13 protein-coding genes are annotated in these 17,425 nt (G+C 56.5%); 11 read left to right on the top strand and 2 right to left on the bottom strand.

Features of this window, described 5'->3' with window-relative positions; all coding sequences use genetic code 11:
• Positions 1 to 15 precede the first annotated feature (15 nt).
• From DES29_RS09745 to DES29_RS09720, 6 genes are all read left to right on the top strand, one after another.
• A complete protein-coding gene (locus tag DES29_RS09745; RefSeq protein ID WP_021994871.1) occupies positions 16 to 927 on the top strand; it encodes a 4Fe-4S dicluster domain-containing protein in 912 nt (303 codons plus the stop codon).
• A 9-nt stretch (positions 928 to 936) separates the two neighbouring features.
• On the top strand, positions 937 to 1,656 hold the full coding sequence (locus tag DES29_RS09740) for a cytochrome b/b6 domain-containing protein (RefSeq protein WP_016473897.1): 720 nt from the start codon (positions 937 to 939) through the stop codon (positions 1,654 to 1,656).
• 337 nt (positions 1,657 to 1,993) lie between these two features.
• Entirely contained in the window at positions 1,994 to 2,968 is a 975-nt protein-coding gene (locus DES29_RS09735; RefSeq protein ID WP_046446287.1) for a formate dehydrogenase accessory protein FdhE, read from the top strand.
• A 57-nt stretch (positions 2,969 to 3,025) separates the two neighbouring features.
• Positions 3,026 to 3,910 carry a formate dehydrogenase accessory sulfurtransferase FdhD gene (gene fdhD / locus DES29_RS09730; protein ID WP_016473899.1) on the top strand — a complete coding sequence of 295 codons (885 nt, stop codon included), beginning with the start codon at positions 3,026 to 3,028 and terminating at the stop codon, positions 3,908 to 3,910.
• 186 nt (positions 3,911 to 4,096) lie between these two features.
• On the top strand, positions 4,097 to 5,485 hold the full coding sequence (locus tag DES29_RS09725; protein ID WP_021994869.1) for a metallophosphoesterase family protein: 1,389 nt from the start codon (positions 4,097 to 4,099) through the stop codon (positions 5,483 to 5,485).
• Complete coding sequence (locus DES29_RS09720) at positions 5,460 to 8,810, top strand: AAA family ATPase (protein WP_113854815.1); 3,351 nt, start codon at positions 5,460 to 5,462, stop codon at positions 8,808 to 8,810. Before DES29_RS09725 ends, DES29_RS09720 begins: the two co-directional genes overlap by 26 nt.
• A gap of 107 nt (positions 8,811 to 8,917) precedes the next feature.
• On the opposite strand, the gene lplT is transcribed toward DES29_RS09720, so the two are convergent.
• Positions 8,918 to 10,234: a lysophospholipid transporter LplT gene (lplT, locus tag DES29_RS09715; protein ID WP_113854814.1), complete on the bottom strand. Its 1,317-nt coding sequence runs from the start codon at positions 10,232 to 10,234 to the stop codon at positions 8,918 to 8,920.
• A gap of 322 nt (positions 10,235 to 10,556) precedes the next feature.
• On the opposite strand from lplT, the gene alr reads away from it, so the two are divergent.
• The 5 genes from alr to DES29_RS09690 all read left to right on the top strand — a co-directional run bounded on the left by alr (position 10,557) and on the right by DES29_RS09690 (position 17,241).
• A complete protein-coding gene (gene alr, locus DES29_RS09710; protein WP_113854813.1) occupies positions 10,557 to 11,630 on the top strand; it encodes an alanine racemase in 1,074 nt (357 codons plus the stop codon).
• Positions 11,631 to 11,634: 4 nt separating this feature from the next.
• Positions 11,635 to 13,023, top strand: a complete 1,389-nt coding sequence (radA, locus tag DES29_RS09705; protein ID WP_016473904.1) for a DNA repair protein RadA — start codon at positions 11,635 to 11,637, stop codon at positions 13,021 to 13,023.
• A 197-nt stretch (positions 13,024 to 13,220) separates the two neighbouring features.
• Complete coding sequence (locus DES29_RS09700; protein ID WP_113854812.1) at positions 13,221 to 14,150, top strand: UreE family protein; 930 nt, start codon at positions 13,221 to 13,223, stop codon at positions 14,148 to 14,150.
• Positions 14,151 to 14,269: 119 nt separating this feature from the next.
• Entirely contained in the window at positions 14,270 to 15,244 is a 975-nt protein-coding gene (locus DES29_RS09695; RefSeq protein WP_330872799.1) for a LysR family transcriptional regulator, read from the top strand.
• A 179-nt stretch (positions 15,245 to 15,423) separates the two neighbouring features.
• Positions 15,424 to 17,241 (top strand): aryl-sulfate sulfotransferase, encoded by a 1,818-nt coding sequence (locus DES29_RS09690; RefSeq protein WP_005430633.1) that lies wholly within the window; start codon positions 15,424 to 15,426, stop codon positions 17,239 to 17,241.
• Between the two features lie 24 nt (positions 17,242 to 17,265).
• Here the strand turns inward: DES29_RS09690 and DES29_RS12680 are convergent, their stop codons facing one another.
• Positions 17,266 to 17,391 (bottom strand): hypothetical protein, encoded by a 126-nt coding sequence (locus DES29_RS12680; protein WP_264468145.1) that lies wholly within the window; start codon positions 17,389 to 17,391, stop codon positions 17,266 to 17,268.
• Positions 17,392 to 17,425: the final 34 nt, after the last annotated feature.

Here is a 17,425-nt window from a genome sequence, read left to right as displayed (position 1 = left end):
CCAGGAGACAAATAAATGGCTGATAACAAAGAAGTCGCTATGCTGTTCGACTCCTCGCACTGCACTGGCTGCCGCGGCTGCCAGGTGGCGTGCAAGCAGTGGAATGTGCTGCCGGCAAGTCTTGAACTCAACGCCAATGAGAAGAACTTCAACGGTACCTATCAGGGCCCGCTGGATCTCAACGGCGACACCCGTCTCATCATGACTTTTGATGAGAAGCCTTCGGGCGACAAGTTCCATCCGGTGAACTGGTCCATTGGTCGGCGTTCCTGCTACCACTGCACGGATGCGGGCTGCGTGAAAGCCTGCTCGTCCGGCGCGCTCAGCAAGGATGAGCGCGGCGTAGTGAAGCTCGACACCGATAAGTGCAACGGCTGCACGTTCTGTCAGGCGGCCTGCCCGTTCGACGTGCCGCGTTTCCGCCCGATGGACGGCCGTATCGACAAGTGCACGCTCTGCATTGATCGTCTCGACAACGGTGGCATTCCTGCCTGCGTCAAGACCTGCCAGCCTGAAGCGCTGCGCTTCGGGCCGCGTGAAGAGATGCTCAAGAAGGCTCACGAACGTGTGGAGTTCCTCAAGAAGAAGGGCTTCACGAAGGCGGAGGTCTATGGTGAAAATGAATGCGGCGGCTTGCACGTGATTCACGTCTGCGCTTACGGTCATGAAGCCTATGGCCTGCCGACGGATCCGAAGCCCAAAGCAGTGCTCAACGGCATTGACATCATCAAGCCGGTTACCGCTGTGGGTACGGCCGCCGTCATCGGTGCCTTGGCCGTCTCGTTCCTCGCCAATCTCGGCTACCGCCGCAAGGAGGTCACCCTTGAGGAAGCGAAAGCACATTGGACGCCCGAACAGCGCGCCCTCGCGGAGCGGGAAGCCCGCGAAGCGCTCAAAAAGGTTCAATCCGGCAAAGACGCCCATTAAGGAGACATCATGACTCGCTACATTCAGCGCCATTCGCTCTTGACGCGCGTCACGCACGGCGTCGCGGCGATCACCTGCATCCTGCTTGCCGTTACGGGCCTCTTCGTGTTCTGGCCCGAGCTCGGCGGCTCGATTATGGGGGGAGAGTTCACCTATTGGATGCGCATGCTTCACCGCGTGTTCGCGATCCCGTTCATTCTTGTTCCGCTCTATGCGGTGTTTAAATCCCCGAAGGGAGCTGCACACCTCTTTAAGGAAGATATTTTCGGCAAGTGGGACAAGGACGACTACAAGTGGGCGATGCTCTTTCCGTTCTATCTCTTTGCACCGTCAAAAATCCATATGCCTCCGCAGCACCATGTCAAATCGGCGCAGCGTCTGGCTGACGGCGCATTGGTGTTCTTCTGCATCATCATGGCGCTTACCGGTTTGGTGCTGTGGCTCAATACGGGCCTGCTCCCTAACGGCGGCATGAAGGTTGCGTTCAGCGATGAGGTCCTCCTCTGGGCCCGTATGCTCCACGATATCTTCTTCTGCCTCACGGTGATCGTCGGCATTGCACACATCTATCTCGGTGCGGGTATTTTCCAGCCCTACCGCGGCACTGCCCGAATCATGTTCGGCGACGGCAAGGTGAGTGAATCGGACGCCCTCTACCACTGGGGTTACTGGGCCAACGAAGAGCTCACCACCGGCAAGAACGTGACGATTGAAAAGAGAGCGGAGTAAACGCGCTCTTGATGAGAACTCAAAAGTGCATTCCAGTTCCCCCTCGGCCCTGGTTCGAGGGGGAGAGAAGTGAAGAGTGCTTCGAGTTGTTTATAGACCACTGATTCCGAGCCGTCTTGAAAAGCTTTCCATAGTCTTCTCGAGACGGCTGCGGAGTCCGTAAAAGTCTGCGGCGGCAGCAAAGAACCTTCCTGCAAACAGGGTTGGATCAAATCCTGATCTGGAAATGCCTGCAAAAAGTTTCTATTCGGCATGAAGCCGCATACTCTTGCGCAATGACAAAAATTGTTCTGTAACGCGCAAAGACCCCCGAAGAAAAAAGAAGGAATTGAAATCCATGAACCCGAAGTCGATCGAACGCGCTCTTGACCGCTACCGCGCTTTTAAGGATGAAGACGTCCGACGCCGCCTCGCCATTTTCGGTCCGCTCATTCTGGAAGCGGCCGCGATCAGCAACGAGCTCGACGATGAGGATGTCGTGGTCGAGCGCGAACCCACGGCCGACGAAACGATCGCAGCGAGCAAGCCCAACGGCACGCCGCTTCTGCGTGCAGGTTTTGTGCGCATCAATGCAGATTCTTTCTGCCGCTGCGCCAAGCATCTCGGGTCGGTACTGCTCAAGAGCCTCGAATTAGACGAAAAACTCGGCAGCGCAGCACAGCATTTTGACTTCGCGCCTTACTGTACCGAAGCGCTTGTTCGCACGGCCAGTGAAAATCCGCACGGTTATCTGGAAGCGGTGGTTAAGCTTTGGGATTCTGGCGATGCAGATGAGGCACTCCTCGATATTTTCGTTTTGCCCGTCCTCGGCGAAACGCTGCGTGCCTATCTCACGCGCTTTGCAGAAAAGGCTTCCGGACTGCTTGAACGCTCGGAAGAGCAAAAGCCCTCTTATAGCCGCACCAATACTTGCTTTTGCTGCGGATCGGAGCCCGATATCGCTGCGGTCGTTGAAACGACGCTTCGCGGCAACGTCAAGAAACTCTTCTGCAGCACCTGCGGCGCCTCGTGGCTTTATGAACGCATTCGCTGTGTTCGCTGCGGCAACGACGTTGTTTCAGAGCTGACCTATATCAGCGACGAAGCTGATGATATGCACCGTATGCATGTCTGCTCGAAGTGCGGCGGCGCCATGCCGACGCTTTTCGCGATGGGCGATGAACTGACCTTCAGCGCCGATATTGAAGCGATTGTGCTGACTGGTCTTGAAGAGGCTTACGATGCCGCCGTTCGGGAAGGTACAGTGCCTAAACCCATTCTGAAGCCTGTCGATTCGACCCAGGTGGGCCGCGCTCCAGGGCGGCAAAATTAACCCCCTTAGAGCTGAGCAAAGACATCTTCCAACCATCGTTCACAGGATTCATGTGAGATGACGAAAATGATTCCGACAGACAATGCTGCTTTTCTGAACGCCTTCGGCATGATTGTCGGCGGTGATACGGGGCTCAACGCCAGCGCTCGCCGCGTTGAAATCGTGCGCATTGCTCAGTCGACCTCGGGTTCGGATGTGGACTACGTTGCTGAGGAAGTGCCTATTGCACTGGTCTACAACGGCATTTCGCATGCGGTGATGATGGCAACGCCCGCCCAGCTCGAAGAGTTTGGCATCGGCTTCTCTCTGGCCGAAGGGATTGTTGCCGATCTTTCTGAAATCTACGGGATTGAAGTGACCGAGGGCTGCCGCGGCGGCAAGAACATTGAACTGACGATCGCCTCGGAAAACTTCTGGAAGCTTAAGGAGTACCGGCGTTCGATGACCGGGCGAACGGGCTGCGGCATCTGCGGCGTGGAGTCTTTAGAGGGCGCGGTTCGTCCGACGCCTCGTGTTCCCTTTACACAGACTTTTGACCTTCAGCACTATGAAAGAGCGCTCAACTACCTCCACGAGATCGAGGAGCTTGGCCGACTCACGGGTGCGACGCACGCTGCCGCTTGGGTGAATGTCGACGGATCGCTTGCGGGCGGCGCCGAAGATGTCGGCCGTCATGTGGCGCTCGATAAACTTCTGGGACTGCGTGCCAAGCAGGGCTGGACCGAAGGGGCGCTGGTGATCAGCTCCCGCGCCTCCTACGAGATGGTACAGAAGGCCGCGATGACGGGCGTCGAAATCATCTTCGCAGTATCGGCGCCGACGGCACTCGCCATCGAGGTCGCTCAAAAGGCCGGGATTACGCTTGCAGCTTTCTGCCGACGCGGACGAGCCAATGTCTATACGCATCCTGAACGGCTCATTGGATTGGGCGAACAAGCTTGATTCAGCACGAGGGGCTTCAAGCATCATTAGACGGGGCGGCATACGAAAGAGATGTCGCCTTTTTTATGTTGACTCAGCAAAAACACCGGCTGGAGCCGCGCCTGCTTATTTCAGTCGGGCAGCGACGCAGGATGTGAGTACTATGCGTTTATGGAATGAACCCAGTACTTACACAAGAGTTGATACATGCCTTCATCCGTAGATGCACCTGTCGAGAAACGACGAGCCGTGCGTATTTTTCATACCTCAGACTGGCACCTGGGGCGGCAAACTGCAGATGTGGATCGAACGGAAGATTTCCGTTCGTTTCTGACGTGGCTGCTCGGTCAGATCAGCGAGCGTCGTCCGGATGTACTCCTCATCGCCGGCGACATCTTTGATACGACGATGCCGTCCTCGGACGCTCAGCGTCTTTACTATGATTTTCTGACGAAGGCTTCGCAGACAGCGCTTCGTGCGGTTGTAGTAACGGCAGGCAATCATGATTCCCTGCGTTTTTTGCGGGCGCCTGAAGTTTTGCTTTCCACGATCCGTACGATTGTTGCCGGGAATACGCCGGAAACGGAGGCGGTTGTCATCCGGGATGCCGCGGGAGTCCCCATGCTGGGGATTGCGGCGGTGCCCTATCTGCGCGAAGGGGATGTGCGGCTCTCCGGGGTTTCAGATTCCGAAACGGACCGCCGCCGCGCATGGGAGAACGGGGTGCGGGCTCATTACGATGCCGTGCACCAAAAGCTCGTTGAATGGGTTGGTCCTGAAGTGCCGTTGGTCGCTATGGGTCACCTCTTCGTAGCCGGCAGTTCCGTGGGCGGGGCGGCAGAAAGCGTTTCAGCTTCGTCCGATGAGGCAGATGCTTCGGTATATGTAGGGTCACTTCGCAATGTTTCTGCGGCCGCTTTTGGCGAAGGCTGGCGGTACATCGCGCTGGGGCATATTCATCGCCCGCAGGCGGCGGCGGGGTCAAACGGCACCGCGTGGTACTGCGGTTCGCCGTTGATGCTCGACTTTGGCGCGATTTCTGACAAGCAGCAGATTCTGGAGGTGGTCATCACGGACCATGGCGTTGAGAAGCATGCCATTCATGTACCGCAGCCGCGCATTCTCACTCGTATTTCCGGCACGCTCGAAGCGCTTCAGCTGCGTTTGCTGGAAGTGGGCCGTGAGGCGCCAGGCGCCGTTGTCGAGGTGTTTTTTACGGGCGCGGCAACGGATGCGAACACGGTCGTGCAAACACTTCAGCGATCGGCTGAACATGCCGGCGTGCATCTGGCTGCTGTGCGCATCGGCACTCCGGAAGGTCTCAGAGGCTGGGACATGCCCGAAAGGCGGCTCGATGACATTACGCCCGAAGAAGTTTTCCGGTCGGTTTTAGAAAGAAGCGGCGCGGACGACATCGTTCGGGAAGAGTTGGAGCCCCTCTTTGCCGAAGCGCTGGAGGCCGGCCGTGAGCTCATGCGTGAGGCAGACGCCCGCCGCGCAGAAATTGTGTCGGATCTGGCCGGCCGAGGCGCTCATCAAGACAACGAAATCGATGCAAAGGAGACCGGTCATGCGGCTCTTGAAACTCAGAATTGAAAATATCAATTCGCTCGCCGGCCGCTATGAGATCGATTTCACAAATCGCGACTATGTTGAAAGCGGCATCTTCGCGATTGTCGGCCCCACCGGAAGCGGAAAGACGACGATTTTGGATGCTGTCACACTGGCGCTTTTTGGCAAAACGCCACGCATGGAGACCAGAACGTCGACCTCGAAGAAAACCGATCGCGGCTGTATGGTTCTGACCGAAGGCCGCAAACAATGCTCAGCGTCTGTTGTCTTCGAATCCATGGGAAAGTTCTGGCGGTCGCGCTGGAGCGTTAGGCTTAAGCGCACGGGCGAGCCGCGTGATGCTCAAGTGGAATTGGTGCGTTTGCCCGATGGCAGTGCGGAAACGGGGGAAATTGTTGCAGAGCAGAAACTCGCTTGGAACGCAAAAGTGCCTGAAGTGCTCGGGATGGACTATGAAACCTTCACGCGCAGCGCGCTTCTCGCTCAGGGTGCTTTTACGGAGCTTTTGCGTGCCCAGGTCGATGATCGTGCGGCGATTCTTGAAAAAATCACCGGCACAAAGCTTTACAGCACAATTGGCCAATGGGTGTTTGAGCGCTGCCGCGATGAGAACAATAAGGTCAAGCGCCTTTTGGTTCATCTTGAAGGGGCGGAAATGCTCGCTGAGGATGCCCGCAAGGCCTTGGAAACCGCCCTCGAAACGACTGCAGACGAAGCCAAGCATGTTCGACTTCGCCGCAGTGAACTCGAAGCGGATCTCCGCTGGATACGTCAGGCAACAGCCGCCCGCGTACGTCTGAAGGACGCTGAGCAGTCATTCGTTCAGGCCGAAAAAGCGGCGCAGGCGTCTCAAGCATTGAAGCGTGAAGCCGCTGCCGCTCGCTCGGCTGTGGAGCCTCTTGCGGAACGCCGACGTATGCTCGACTGCGCAGCCTCCGCTGAAGCGCATCGCCGGGAAGCAGCGCAATATGAGGCGGCTCAAGTGCAGGCGCAGGCGCATCAAGCGCAGGCTCAGGCAGCCGCTGACGCAGCACGGCAGGCTGCATTGCAGGCTGCCGAGGATGAGGCGAAAACGATTCCTGAGCTCGAGCAGATGGAAGAAAAGGACAAATGTCTGGCTATTGCGGACGCAGAAGCCCAAGCGAGCAGTGCGGCGCTTGCGGATGCCCAGGCGCGCAGTTTGCGGGCGGATGCCGAGGTGCAAAAGTGCGCAGCAGCGCTGAAGTCTGCAGAAGATGAGCGCCGCAGAGCACTGGGTGCGCTGGAGATGCTTCAGGGCGATCGTGAGCTTGCGGAGCATCTGCCGGCGGCCGCGGCCGCAGCAGAGGCTTATGCCGACGCCAAAAAAAATAGTCTGAATGCAAAGTCCGCCGCCGCGCTTGGTGAAAAGAAAATCGCTGCTGACAAAGTGAAAGCGGATGAAGCTCACGATGCTGCAGTCAAAGCACAAGCCGTAATGGAAGCGGCTGCCCAGCGGCTTCAAGATGCGCAGCGTCTTCAGGCTGCGGTTTATCAAGATGGATCGCTTGAGGCCAAACTCGTTGAAATGCGCCGATTTACCGGTCGAGCATGGGCGGCGCAGTGGTTCCTCGAATGCGGCGAACTGTTGGCCCTTTTGTCTGATATATCTCCTGGAGACAAGGCATCACGCATGCGCGAAGTGCTCACTCAGCGTATTGCGGCACTGCACAGTGCCTATCCGCAGGATTTTGCAGAGGCATTGACGCCGCAAAGGGCTGCCGGCTTCAATGCGGTGCTCGACGCCATTGAAGCATGGTCGAAAAATGCCGAAGCGGCGGATAAAGGGCTGGCGCTCGTGCGTGCAGAAGAGGTCAAGGCAGTGAACGCCTTTCATGAAGCTCAGGCGGCAGACGTTCGTGTGTCGGCTCGCCTTCGGGCCGCTCAGGAGAGTCTCGAGCAGCTTCAGGCACAGCAGCGCGAGAGCGGCGAGCGTTTGCAGGTACGGCGTGATGCTTTTCTGCTTGCCGCGAAACATTGTTTCGCTACCGACACCGATTTAAAGGCGGTGCTCGCCGAGCCGCAGTCTTTCCTTAATGAGGCCGAGGCACGCCGCCAGCGTTATGCGGCTGCGGATGCCTCTGCTCAAAAAGCGCAAGAAAAGTTAACTGCGGCCTCAGCGGCAGCAAATGCAGCGGCTGCACAGAAACGCGGCGCTGATGAAGCGCAGGCTGCCGCGAGTGAGCGTGCGCAAGCGGCGCATCAGGCCGCTCAGGATGTCCGCAAAGATCGTGAAAACAAGTTTGGCCAGCGTTCAGCACAGGCTGAACGCCGCGAGCTCGCTCACCGAGTGCGGTCGTCGCGCGAAAAAGAGCGTAATGCCGCACAGGCAAGTGCCCAGGCGGCGCAACACCTGAAGACGATCGAGGCAACGCTATCGGCAGAAAAAAAGGCGGCGCAAGAGTTTGCACAGAAAACGGAAGATGCCAAGGCGCGGTTCAGCGAGCTTCTGGCAAACGCAGCGTTTGCCGATGAAGCCGCGCTGCTCGCGGCCGAACGCGATCCCGCCCGAATTAAGGAGCTCGAACAAACCGCAGAGGCTGCCGGTCAGGCCTATGCTGCGGCCGAGTCGAACCGAGCGACGGCTCAAAGAGACCTGGAAGCGCTTTTGCAAACGCCTCACCGTGACGTTCAAGAGGCAGAAGCGGCCGCGGAACTGGCCCAAACCGACGAGAGGGCCAGTGAGGCAGAGCGTCGTCTCGGCAGCCTTCGCCAGCAGCTCGAAGCCGATGATGCTGTTCGCCGGAAAGCCGCCCTGATTGAGGCTGAGCTTAAGAGCGCCCGCACTTCAGCCGACAAATGGGCAAAGCTTTCAGGGCTGATCGGCAGTGCGGACGGCAAAACCTTCCGTCTGGCTGCTCAGAGCCTCACCTTTGCGCTTTTGCTGCATGAAGCCAATGTGATTCTCTCGCGTATGCAAAGCCGTTATCAGCTGATTCCGGCCGGTTCTCAAAAACTCGATCTTGCAGTCCGAGACTTGGAACTCGCGGGGCTCGAGCGCACCTCCTTTAATTTGTCGGGAGGTGAGACGTTCTTGGTTTCGCTTGCTTTGGCGCTTGCCCTTTCGCGCGTGAGTTCAAGCCGTATGCAGGTCGATACGCTCTTTTTAGATGAAGGCTTCGGCACGCTCGATCCCGATACGCTCGAAAAAGCTTTGAATGCCTTAGAGATGCTCCAGCAAAAGACTGGGAAGCTCATCGGCATCATCAGCCATGTGCGAGCAGTGCGCGAGCGCGTAGGGGTGCATATTGTGGTGAAACCCCGAGGCACATCCGGAGAAAGTGAAGTGTCTGGGTCTGGCGTTCGTTTTGAAGCTCAGCCAGCTGCATAAATGGAGCGGCGCTCCTGATTGTTGATTCGGGAGCGCCAATATTCCCCTGAGAACCTTGGGCTTCAGGGAGGGTTTTTGACAGGCTGTTGCCGTCGGGCAGCAAAAACTTAATGTCGCTTTTCTTCGCCGATCAGATGCGTACTGTCGAATTCCCGCTGGTTGCGATGATGCTTCAGAATCACCAGCGCCATGGAAACCATCACGAAGCTGCCGAAAGTGAGCATCGTGGCGGGAACGGACAAGTCAAATTTGATGAGCAGAGAATAGACGCCCAGCATGGTGAGAATGGAGAGGTTCTCATTAAAGTTCTGCACGGCAATGGAACGGCCGGCACTCATCAGTACATGGCCGCGATGCTGTAAAAGCGCATTCATCGGCACGACGAAGAACCCCGCGCAGATGCCGACTGCAATCATGCCGATGCTGGCAATGATGACGGCCCATGAGAGACTGTGACCGAAAATCTCGATGCCGCCCGCCGGTGCGTCGGCACGAGTAAAAAAGGCCATGCACATGACGAGTGCTCCCATGATGATGCCCATCGGCAGCACGGAGAGCGACTTCACGAGCGGCACTCGGGCGGCCGCAAGCACTGCGCCGACGGCAATGCCGAGACTGACCACGGCCTGCATGACGGCGCCCTCCGAGAGGGTCATGCCGAGTGCATGATCGCACCACTTGAGAACGAGGAACTGCAGGACTGCGCCTGCGCCCCAGAAAAGCGTCGTGACGGAAAGTGAGATTTGCCCAAGACGGTCGTGCCAAAGCAGCCGGCAGCTTGTCATGAAGCCGCGGATTGAATCAATCGGATCAAATTTCTGCTTGGGGTAACGTGCTCCGGTATCCGGGATCGCCAGATTGACGATGGAGGCGGCTACATAAACGAAGGTAATGGCAAAAATCGCCGCTTCGGCAAACGACGTGAGGCCGATGGCATTGAGGTGAAACAGAGAAAGAATCGGGGAAGCGATTTCAGGCTTAATCAGCACGCCGCCCAGTACGACGCCGAGAATGATGGATCCGACCGTGAGCCCTTCAATCCAGCCATTGGCGATGACCAGTTTTTCGGCAGGAAGCAGTTCCGTGAGAATGCCGTATTTGGCGGGGGAATAGGCGGCAGCGCCAATGCCGACAATAGCGTAGGCGAGCAGCGGATGGCCGCCGAAAAGCATCAGCAGACAGCCGACGGCTTTGAGAAAGTTCGTGAGGAACATGACTCGGCCCTTGGGCATCGAGTCAGCAAAGATGCCCACCCAGGCTGCCAGAAGGACGTAGCTCACGACGAAGAATAGTTTGAGGAGCGGCGTCTGCCATTCTGGGGCGCCCAGACTCGCAAGGAGCGCAATGGCGGCGATGAGGAGTGCGTTATCTGCCAGAGACGACAGAAACTGCGCCGCCATAATGGTGTAAAAGCCGCGTTTCAACCTGTTCTCCTTATGCCTGAAACTGGGCGGCCGTCCGCGCTTGAGCGAAGACGGCGCATTGGGAAACTGCAATTTTAGCCAAGTGAAAGAGGACGACTGCAATGCAGTGCGCAAAATATACTTCCTTGAGCAGGGAGAAACACAGATGCGGATTCCGCAACACTCCGTTGCAGGCCGGCGACGCATGTATTCCCGGATGATGAGAAAATGTCAAATTCTGCGCGCGGCGCCTCTCTTTGACCTTCATTGAGTCGCAGACAGGACTTTTCAGAAAAACGGCTGCGTGCTCTTCAGACAAGCTAATCGGGGAGAAACTGCGCAGATGCCGCGTCCCATATCCGCAGAAATTGATCTTGAAGCGCTTCGCCATAATCTCGGCGTCATGCGTTCGAAAGCCGCAGGCCGGGCGCTCTGGGCGGTAGTGAAGGCCAATGCATACGGTCACGGTCTCGACAATGCGGTGACAGCTTTTGCCGATGCAGACGGCTTGGCTACGATCGATCTTTGCGATGCTGAAATTGTCCGCCGCTGCGGCTGGCACAAGCGGATTTTGCTGCTTGAAGGTTTTTTCGATGCCGCAGACATTGAACCCCTGCAGACGCTCAAAGTTGAGACGGTGGTGCATTCACCTTGGCAAATCGCCATCCTTCGTGCTGCCAAGCCTAAGGATGTCCGTGTGCATGTCAAAGTCAACAGCGGCATGAACCGCCTGGGTTTCCGTCCCGCCGAAGCGCCTGCTGCTGCAGCTCAGCTGGCCGCGATTCCCGGTGTCCGCGTCATGGATTATGTGACTCATTTCGCCAATGCCGAACAGTCTGCCGTGCATGCGCCCGTGACGGTGGCCGACCAGCTTGCGGCCATGGGTGGTCTGGCGCGGGAGCAGGCCTGTCTGGCCAATACCGGTGCCATTTTGTTTCACCCAGAAGTTCAGGGACAGGCTGTTCGAGCCGGTGTTGCACTTTACGGCGTCTCTCCGGACGAAGCGGTGACCTCAGAGGCGCTCAGCCTTATTCCCGCCATGACGCTCGGCGCTGAAATCATCGCTCTCCAGCAAGTCCGCCCCGGCGAATCCGTGGGCTACGGTTCCCGCTGGACGGCGCAGCGGCCCTCACGGATTGCCGTAGTTGCCTGCGGGTACGCAGACGGGTATCCGCGTTCGATGCCCGACGGCGCGCCGGTTTGGGTGGAAGACTCTCAGGCGCCGCTTGCCGGAGCTGTTTCGATGGATATGCTTACCATTGACGTTACCGATATCCCGGAAGCTGATGTGGGTTCGAAGGTAGAGCTTTGGGGGCGGCATATCGCCGTGAATGATCTTGCCCGACGGTGCGGCACGATCGGCTACGAACTTCTCTGTGCGCTCGCCCGACGAGTGCCGCTTGTATTGAAAGGCTGACCGCATGGCCAAAAAGGACCGTATCGAATTTGTCTGCTCCGAGTGCGGCGGCACCACGGCCAAATGGATGGGACAGTGTCCGCATTGCAAGGCGTGGAATACATTGAAGGAATTCAGAGTGGCCACTGGCGCCGCGGCCCGCTACGGTGCGGATTCACGCTCCGGCCGCGGCTTCGTCGATACGACGGGCGCTCTGCAGGATCTTTCCGATGTGGCAGCAGAGGATGCTCCGCGCATCGTTACGGGGCTCTCCGAATTCGACCGCGTCATGGGCGGCGGTCTTGTCAAGGGCGGCGTTTCTCTGATTGGCGGCGATCCGGGCATCGGCAAGTCGACGCTTCTGCTGCAGGTGATGGCTCGCCTGGCGGCTGCGGGGCTCAGCTGCATTTACGTTTCCGGTGAAGAGAGTGCCGCGCAGATTGCGCTTCGCGCTCAGCGGCTGCAGCTGCCGACGGCGGGTCTCAAGCTGATGAGTGAAATTGAGCTTGAGCACATCGAAGCGGTCATCAATGAAAAACGCCCGGAATTCGTCGTCATAGATTCGATTCAAACACTTTTTTCCGGCGCGCTCGACAGCGCTCCGGGCTCCGTGTCGCAAGTGCGCGAATGCGCTGCCAGACTTACCCGTGCGGCCAAGACTTCCGGCGCTTCGCTCTTTTTTGTGGGGCACGTCACCAAAGAAGGCTCGCTCGCTGGGCCGCGAGTGCTCGAACACATCGTGGATACGGTGCTTTATTTTGAGGGCGATACGCATTCGAACTTTCGACTCGTCAGAGCCTTCAAAAATCGATTTGGCGCGGTCAACGAACTTGGCGTCTTTGCCATGACTGATCATGGTCTGCGCGGCGTGACGAATCCATCCGCTATTTTCCTCTCTGAATACAAATCGAACGTTCCGGGATCCACCGTTCTCGTCACTCAGGAAGGTACGCGGCCGCTTTTGGTCGAAGTGCAGGCGCTCGTCGATGAGACGCATCTGCCCGCTCCCAGACGCCTTGCTGTCGGCTTTGACGGGCAGCGTCTGGCAATGCTCTTAGCTGTGCTGCATCGACACGCTGGCGTTGCACTTTTTGACCAAGATGTATTTGTCAATGCTGTGGGCGGCGTGAAAATCTCGGAGACGGCAGCGGACTTGGCCATTCTGGCGGCTATCTGCTCGAGCTGGCGGAATCGGCCGCTCGAACGCGGGCTTGTCGTTTTCGGCGAGGTGGGTTTGGCCGGTGAAATTCGTCCTGCTGCTCGAGGTCAGGAGCGTCTGCGTGAGGCTGCTAAGCTCGGCTTCTCTAAAGCACTGATCCCTCGTGCGAATATGCCTCGGCAGCCTGTTGAAGGACTGGAAATTATTCCGGTAGATCGACTGTCAGACGCGCTCGAGGGGGTGCTTGGCGGATAAATTAGAAATCGGCATTTGTTTTCAGATTCGAGCAGGGACTGAACAATATAAAGATTTCAAAGTTTGGCAGATACTTCATAAAGCAAAATAACTATCAGCGATTGGTTCCCGATACCATAAAATAAAGCAGCTTTCATTTTTTCGGATGTGCTGCTCCCCGCAACTGCAGCACATCCTGATAACAGGATTAAATAGATATGTCCACGCTTACGAAGCTTTTGCCGGCCAACGCCGCTCCCGCTCAGACCCTGCTTGACAAGGCTCATGCACTGCCGCTCACATCCGCTCAGCGTGCAGAGCTTCCTCAGGTCATTCATACGCCGGAAGGCGAAGTTGAACTTGGCGTTCCTGCCGATCAGCTTCGTCCGGTTGAAGTCAATGATGTATTCGTTGATGAAAAAGGCGGCTTCTGGGCAGTTCGTCCGGCAGTTGAAAAGGTGCTCAACGTGACGGGCGACGTGAATGTGCTGCGTGAAGCTGCTGGTGCGCTGGTTAACCGCGGCGTTCGTATTGCGCAGATCGAAGAGGGTTTTGCTGTTCTGCCGCTGCCCAATCTGGCCAAGATGCTTCAGATGGTAGGACTTGAGGTCACGGAAGCTGAATCGCCCTTTGACCCGATCCAGTTCAAGGCTGCGCATGGCGGCTGCGGCTGTCATGACGATGAAGATTCCTGCGGCTGCGGTCATCACCACCACGATCATGACGGCGAATGCTGCTGCGGCGGACACGGCCATGAGCACAAGCACGGCGAAGGCGAGTGCTGCTGCGGTCACGACCATCATGAGCACGATCATGAGGAAGGTGAATGCTGCTGCGGCGGACACGGCCATGAGCACAAGCACGGCGAAGGCGAGTGCTGCTGCGGTCACGACCATCATGAGCACGATCATGAGGAAGGTGAATGCTGCTGCGGCGGACACGGCCATGAGCATAAGCACGGCGAAGGCGAGTGCTGCTGCGGTCACGATCATCATGAGCACGATCATAAGGAAGGCGAATGCTGCTGCGGTGGGCACGGCCATGAGCATAAGCACGGCGAAGGCGAAGGCTGCTGCGGCCATCATCACGAGAGCAACGAGGAAAAGAAGCAGGACGGCTGCGGCTGCGGTTGCGGCGGCAAGCACTAAGCTTTCTTTAGTGCTCGGTCAGCTGCGGCGGAAAAAAATATTCGCCGCAGTCTGAGTTCACAAAAGGCGGCGTCTGCGGGTGCCGCCTTTTTTACTGCCGTTATCTCTTGACGGCCTAAATGATTGCCCGAAACCATATGCAGCGACCAAATATAGACACCGATGCACTTTTTCTCTTTTCTGCTATTTTCCGAACGGGATCTTTAACGAAGGCTGCACAGGAATGCGCTATGTCGGTCGGCGGCGCCAGCCGCACGCTTGCCAAGCTGCGTGAGCTCCTCGATGACGATCTTTTTCTTCGAACTAATCGAGGTTTGGTTCCCACGCCGCGAGCTCGTGAACTCAATGGCGGTGTTTCTGAACTTCTTGTTAATTACGGCCGGCTTTTTGAGAAGGAAGTTTTCCGGCCAAGTGATGTGCGTCGAATTTTTCGAATTCTATGCGTAGATAATGCGATTTTCACTTTTCTGACGCCATCCGTTTCTGCACTGCTTGAAAAGGCGCCTTCAATTGGTGTTGAATTTCGCCCTATTCGAGCTGATTTTGGAAGATTGCTTTCGTCGGGAGAGGCCGATTTTGCAATCTTTCCGTTTGTTCCGTCAGATCCAAATTTACATAGCCTTCGGCTTGCTGATGACGTTTTTGTTCTGGTCTGCGGAAGGCACCATCCATTGGTAAAACTCGCTCAAGAGCGGACATTGACTCGAAAAGACTTCAAGGCTTATCGACAGATTCGGGTGATGACTGGTCCGCTGAACGATTTAGATGATCCATGGTTTGATGCTGAAGCCGATATTCCGTTGATGGCGGAAAATATCGCCGTTTGGTCCCCGTTCTTTATTCCCATTGCACAGATTCTTTGTCAGACCAATCTTTGGGGAGCGGTGCCATTGCAGCTCGCCGTTCAGCTTCAAAAATTAATGCCTGATCTCATAATTTTGGGGAGACCCAAAAATGCAGTTGTCTACGGGCCGACACTCATCTGGCACAACCGAACCCATCAGGATCCGGCATCTGTCTGGGTGCGCTCGGTGATCGTGAGTGCACCCAAGACCTTGGCGGATGTGAATTCCATTCATTTTATTGAGGACTGACAGTTTTCTCTTTTTGAAGAAAGCGATCTTCGAGATCCGCAACACAATCCTGCGCAAGCCCCGATTTAGTTATTTCGGCTAAGTCTTCATACTGAGTTTCGTCGCGTTCCGCTTGAAACGGAACGATTTCAACGATGCAGTTTCTTTTGTTTCTGCACTCGCTAAAAGGAGATTTTGTAATGAAGATGAAGTGGATCGCTCTGGCCGTCGCTGCTGCCATCCCTGCCGCCGCTATGGCGATCGGCGGGGCCTCTGGTCCGAAGATCGATTATGAGGTGCAAGGCCACATCGGAGAAGTGATGGGCAATCCCTATGGCATTGCGCCGCTCACTGCTGTGATTCGTGACGGCGGTTACACGCTCGCGGATGTGACGGTGCACATTGTGCCTAAGCAGGGCGGACAAAAGATCAGCTACAAGGTCTCACGCTCACAGCTTCTCACGCACGGCGGCGTTCCTGTCTTCGGGCTGTATCCGGACTATCTCAACACCATTCGTGTTGATTACACGAGAATTGACACGACGGGCAAAAAGGAAAAGTTTTCAGACGAATATAAGCTCTATGCGCCTCCTGTTTACTTTGAGCCTGCAGGAAACACCATGGAGCGCATGATGCCGTTTGAGGCAGAAGTGAAGAAGGCCGATCCGGAATTCTCTGACCGCCTCTACTTCGTCAACAACTTTGGTCAGAAATCCAGCATCGGCACTCGTGCAGTTTGGAACAATCCGACCGGCGGCGCACTCGAATGGAATTACTGGCCGCAGAACACCGTTATTGATACCAAGGGTGAAGTTCGTTGGTTCATGTTCGCCAACCCGATCTATGACCTCAATTCACTTTATTCTGCGGGCGTCATGATGGGCTTCAAGCAGAATGCTGATGGTCTGCTCACCTGGGGCTTTGGCCAGCGCTACGTGAAGTACGACATTTTGGGACGCGAGGTCTTCAATCGCCGTCTTCCGATGCGCTACGGTGACTTCTCGCATTCCATGGACGATGCGGACAACGGGCACTATTTCCTGCGTGTCTCGAGCTCCAATTGGAAGCGCGCTGACGGCAAGAACGTACGCACAGTGCGCGATGTGATTGCTGAGGTCGATCAGAACGGCAATGTGGTAGACGAATGGCGTTTGGCTGAAATTCTTGATCCGTACCGCGACAACGTAATGAAGGTCTTGGATCAGGGCGCTGTCTGTCTCAATATTGATGCTTCACAGGCCGGCAAGACGCTCACGGCGGAGGAAATCGCCAAGCTGGATGCTTCCGATAAATTCGGTGACATCGTCGGTACGGGCCCTGGCCGCAACTGGGCACACGTCAATTCAGTCGACTACGATCCTGAAGATGATTCGATCATTATCAGCTCTCGGCACCAGTCCGCCATTATTAAGATTGGCCGTGACAAAAAGGTGAAATGGATTCTCTCCTCTCCGGAAGGCTGGAAAAAAGGCTGGGCAGAGAAGGTGCTGACGCCGATCGATGCCAACGGCGGCAAGATCAAGTGCAGCGGCAGCAAGTGCGAGGGCGAGTTTGACTGGACCTGGACTCAGCACACCGCCTTTAAGATTGATGAGAAGAGCAAGGGCGACATTATTTATGTCTCGGCTTTTGACAACGGCGATGCACGCGGCATGGAACAGCCGCCGCTGCCCGAGATGAAGTATTCGCGTTCTGTGGTCTACAAAATCGATCAGAAGAAGATGACTGTTGAACAGATCTGGGCATACGGCAAGGAGCGCGGTCACGACTGGTACAGCCCGGTAACTTCGCTCACGGAATATCAGGCTGACAAGAATTCCATCTTCGTCTATTCCGCCACGGCCGGAGCAAGCTTTGACATGGCGAGCGGCGCATTCACCTCCGCGCCGAATCCCTATATTGAAGAGTTCAAGTGGGGGGCAAAAGAACCTTCAGTTGAGATTCAGCTGAAGAACTGCACGGGCTATCAGGCTTGGCCGTTCTCAGTGGAAAAAGCCCTTTCTCAGGAAGTGAAGTAACAGTGTCTCTTTGCTGAGGCATGATTAATCGAAGACCGGTGCAATGAATTTTGCGCCGGTCTTCGTTTGGGTAAGCCCGGTATGGGCCTGATTCTGGGAGAATGCCCGGTCGGTGAGGAAGTTCAAGGCCTGATGCTCGTCACTCGACATCTGGTGAGAACCCTGATCTGCCCAATGAAGGGCC

Origin of the sequence: Sutterella wadsworthensis (assembly GCF_003315195.1) — a bacterium.
Lineage (GTDB): Bacteria > Pseudomonadota > Gammaproteobacteria > Burkholderiales > Burkholderiaceae_F > Sutterella > Sutterella wadsworthensis.
The sequence above is the reverse complement of the archived record's forward strand: the minus strand, read 5'-3'. Positions and strand labels throughout refer to the sequence as shown.

Coding starts and splice junctions, on each gene's coding strand:
- radA (WP_016473904.1), top strand. CDS start 11,635: ATGGCCAAAAAGGACCGTATCGAATTTGTCTGCTCCGAGTGCGGCGGC.
- fdhD (WP_016473899.1), top strand. CDS start 3,026: ATGACGAAAATGATTCCGACAGACAATGCTGCTTTTCTGAACGCCTTC.
- DES29_RS09720 (WP_113854815.1), top strand. CDS start 5,460: ATGCGGCTCTTGAAACTCAGAATTGAAAATATCAATTCGCTCGCCGGC.
- DES29_RS09700 (WP_113854812.1), top strand. CDS start 13,221: ATGTCCACGCTTACGAAGCTTTTGCCGGCCAACGCCGCTCCCGCTCAG.
- DES29_RS09745 (WP_021994871.1), top strand. CDS start 16: ATGGCTGATAACAAAGAAGTCGCTATGCTGTTCGACTCCTCGCACTGC.
- DES29_RS12680 (WP_264468145.1), bottom strand. CDS start 17,391: ATGTCGAGTGACGAGCATCAGGCCTTGAACTTCCTCACCGACCGGGCA.
- DES29_RS09695 (WP_330872799.1), top strand. CDS start 14,270: ATGATTGCCCGAAACCATATGCAGCGACCAAATATAGACACCGATGCA.
- DES29_RS09735 (WP_046446287.1), top strand. CDS start 1,994: ATGAACCCGAAGTCGATCGAACGCGCTCTTGACCGCTACCGCGCTTTT.
- alr (WP_113854813.1), top strand. CDS start 10,557: ATGCCGCGTCCCATATCCGCAGAAATTGATCTTGAAGCGCTTCGCCAT.
- DES29_RS09740 (WP_016473897.1), top strand. CDS start 937: ATGACTCGCTACATTCAGCGCCATTCGCTCTTGACGCGCGTCACGCAC.
- DES29_RS09725 (WP_021994869.1), top strand. CDS start 4,097: ATGCCTTCATCCGTAGATGCACCTGTCGAGAAACGACGAGCCGTGCGT.
- DES29_RS09690 (WP_005430633.1), top strand. CDS start 15,424: ATGAAGATGAAGTGGATCGCTCTGGCCGTCGCTGCTGCCATCCCTGCC.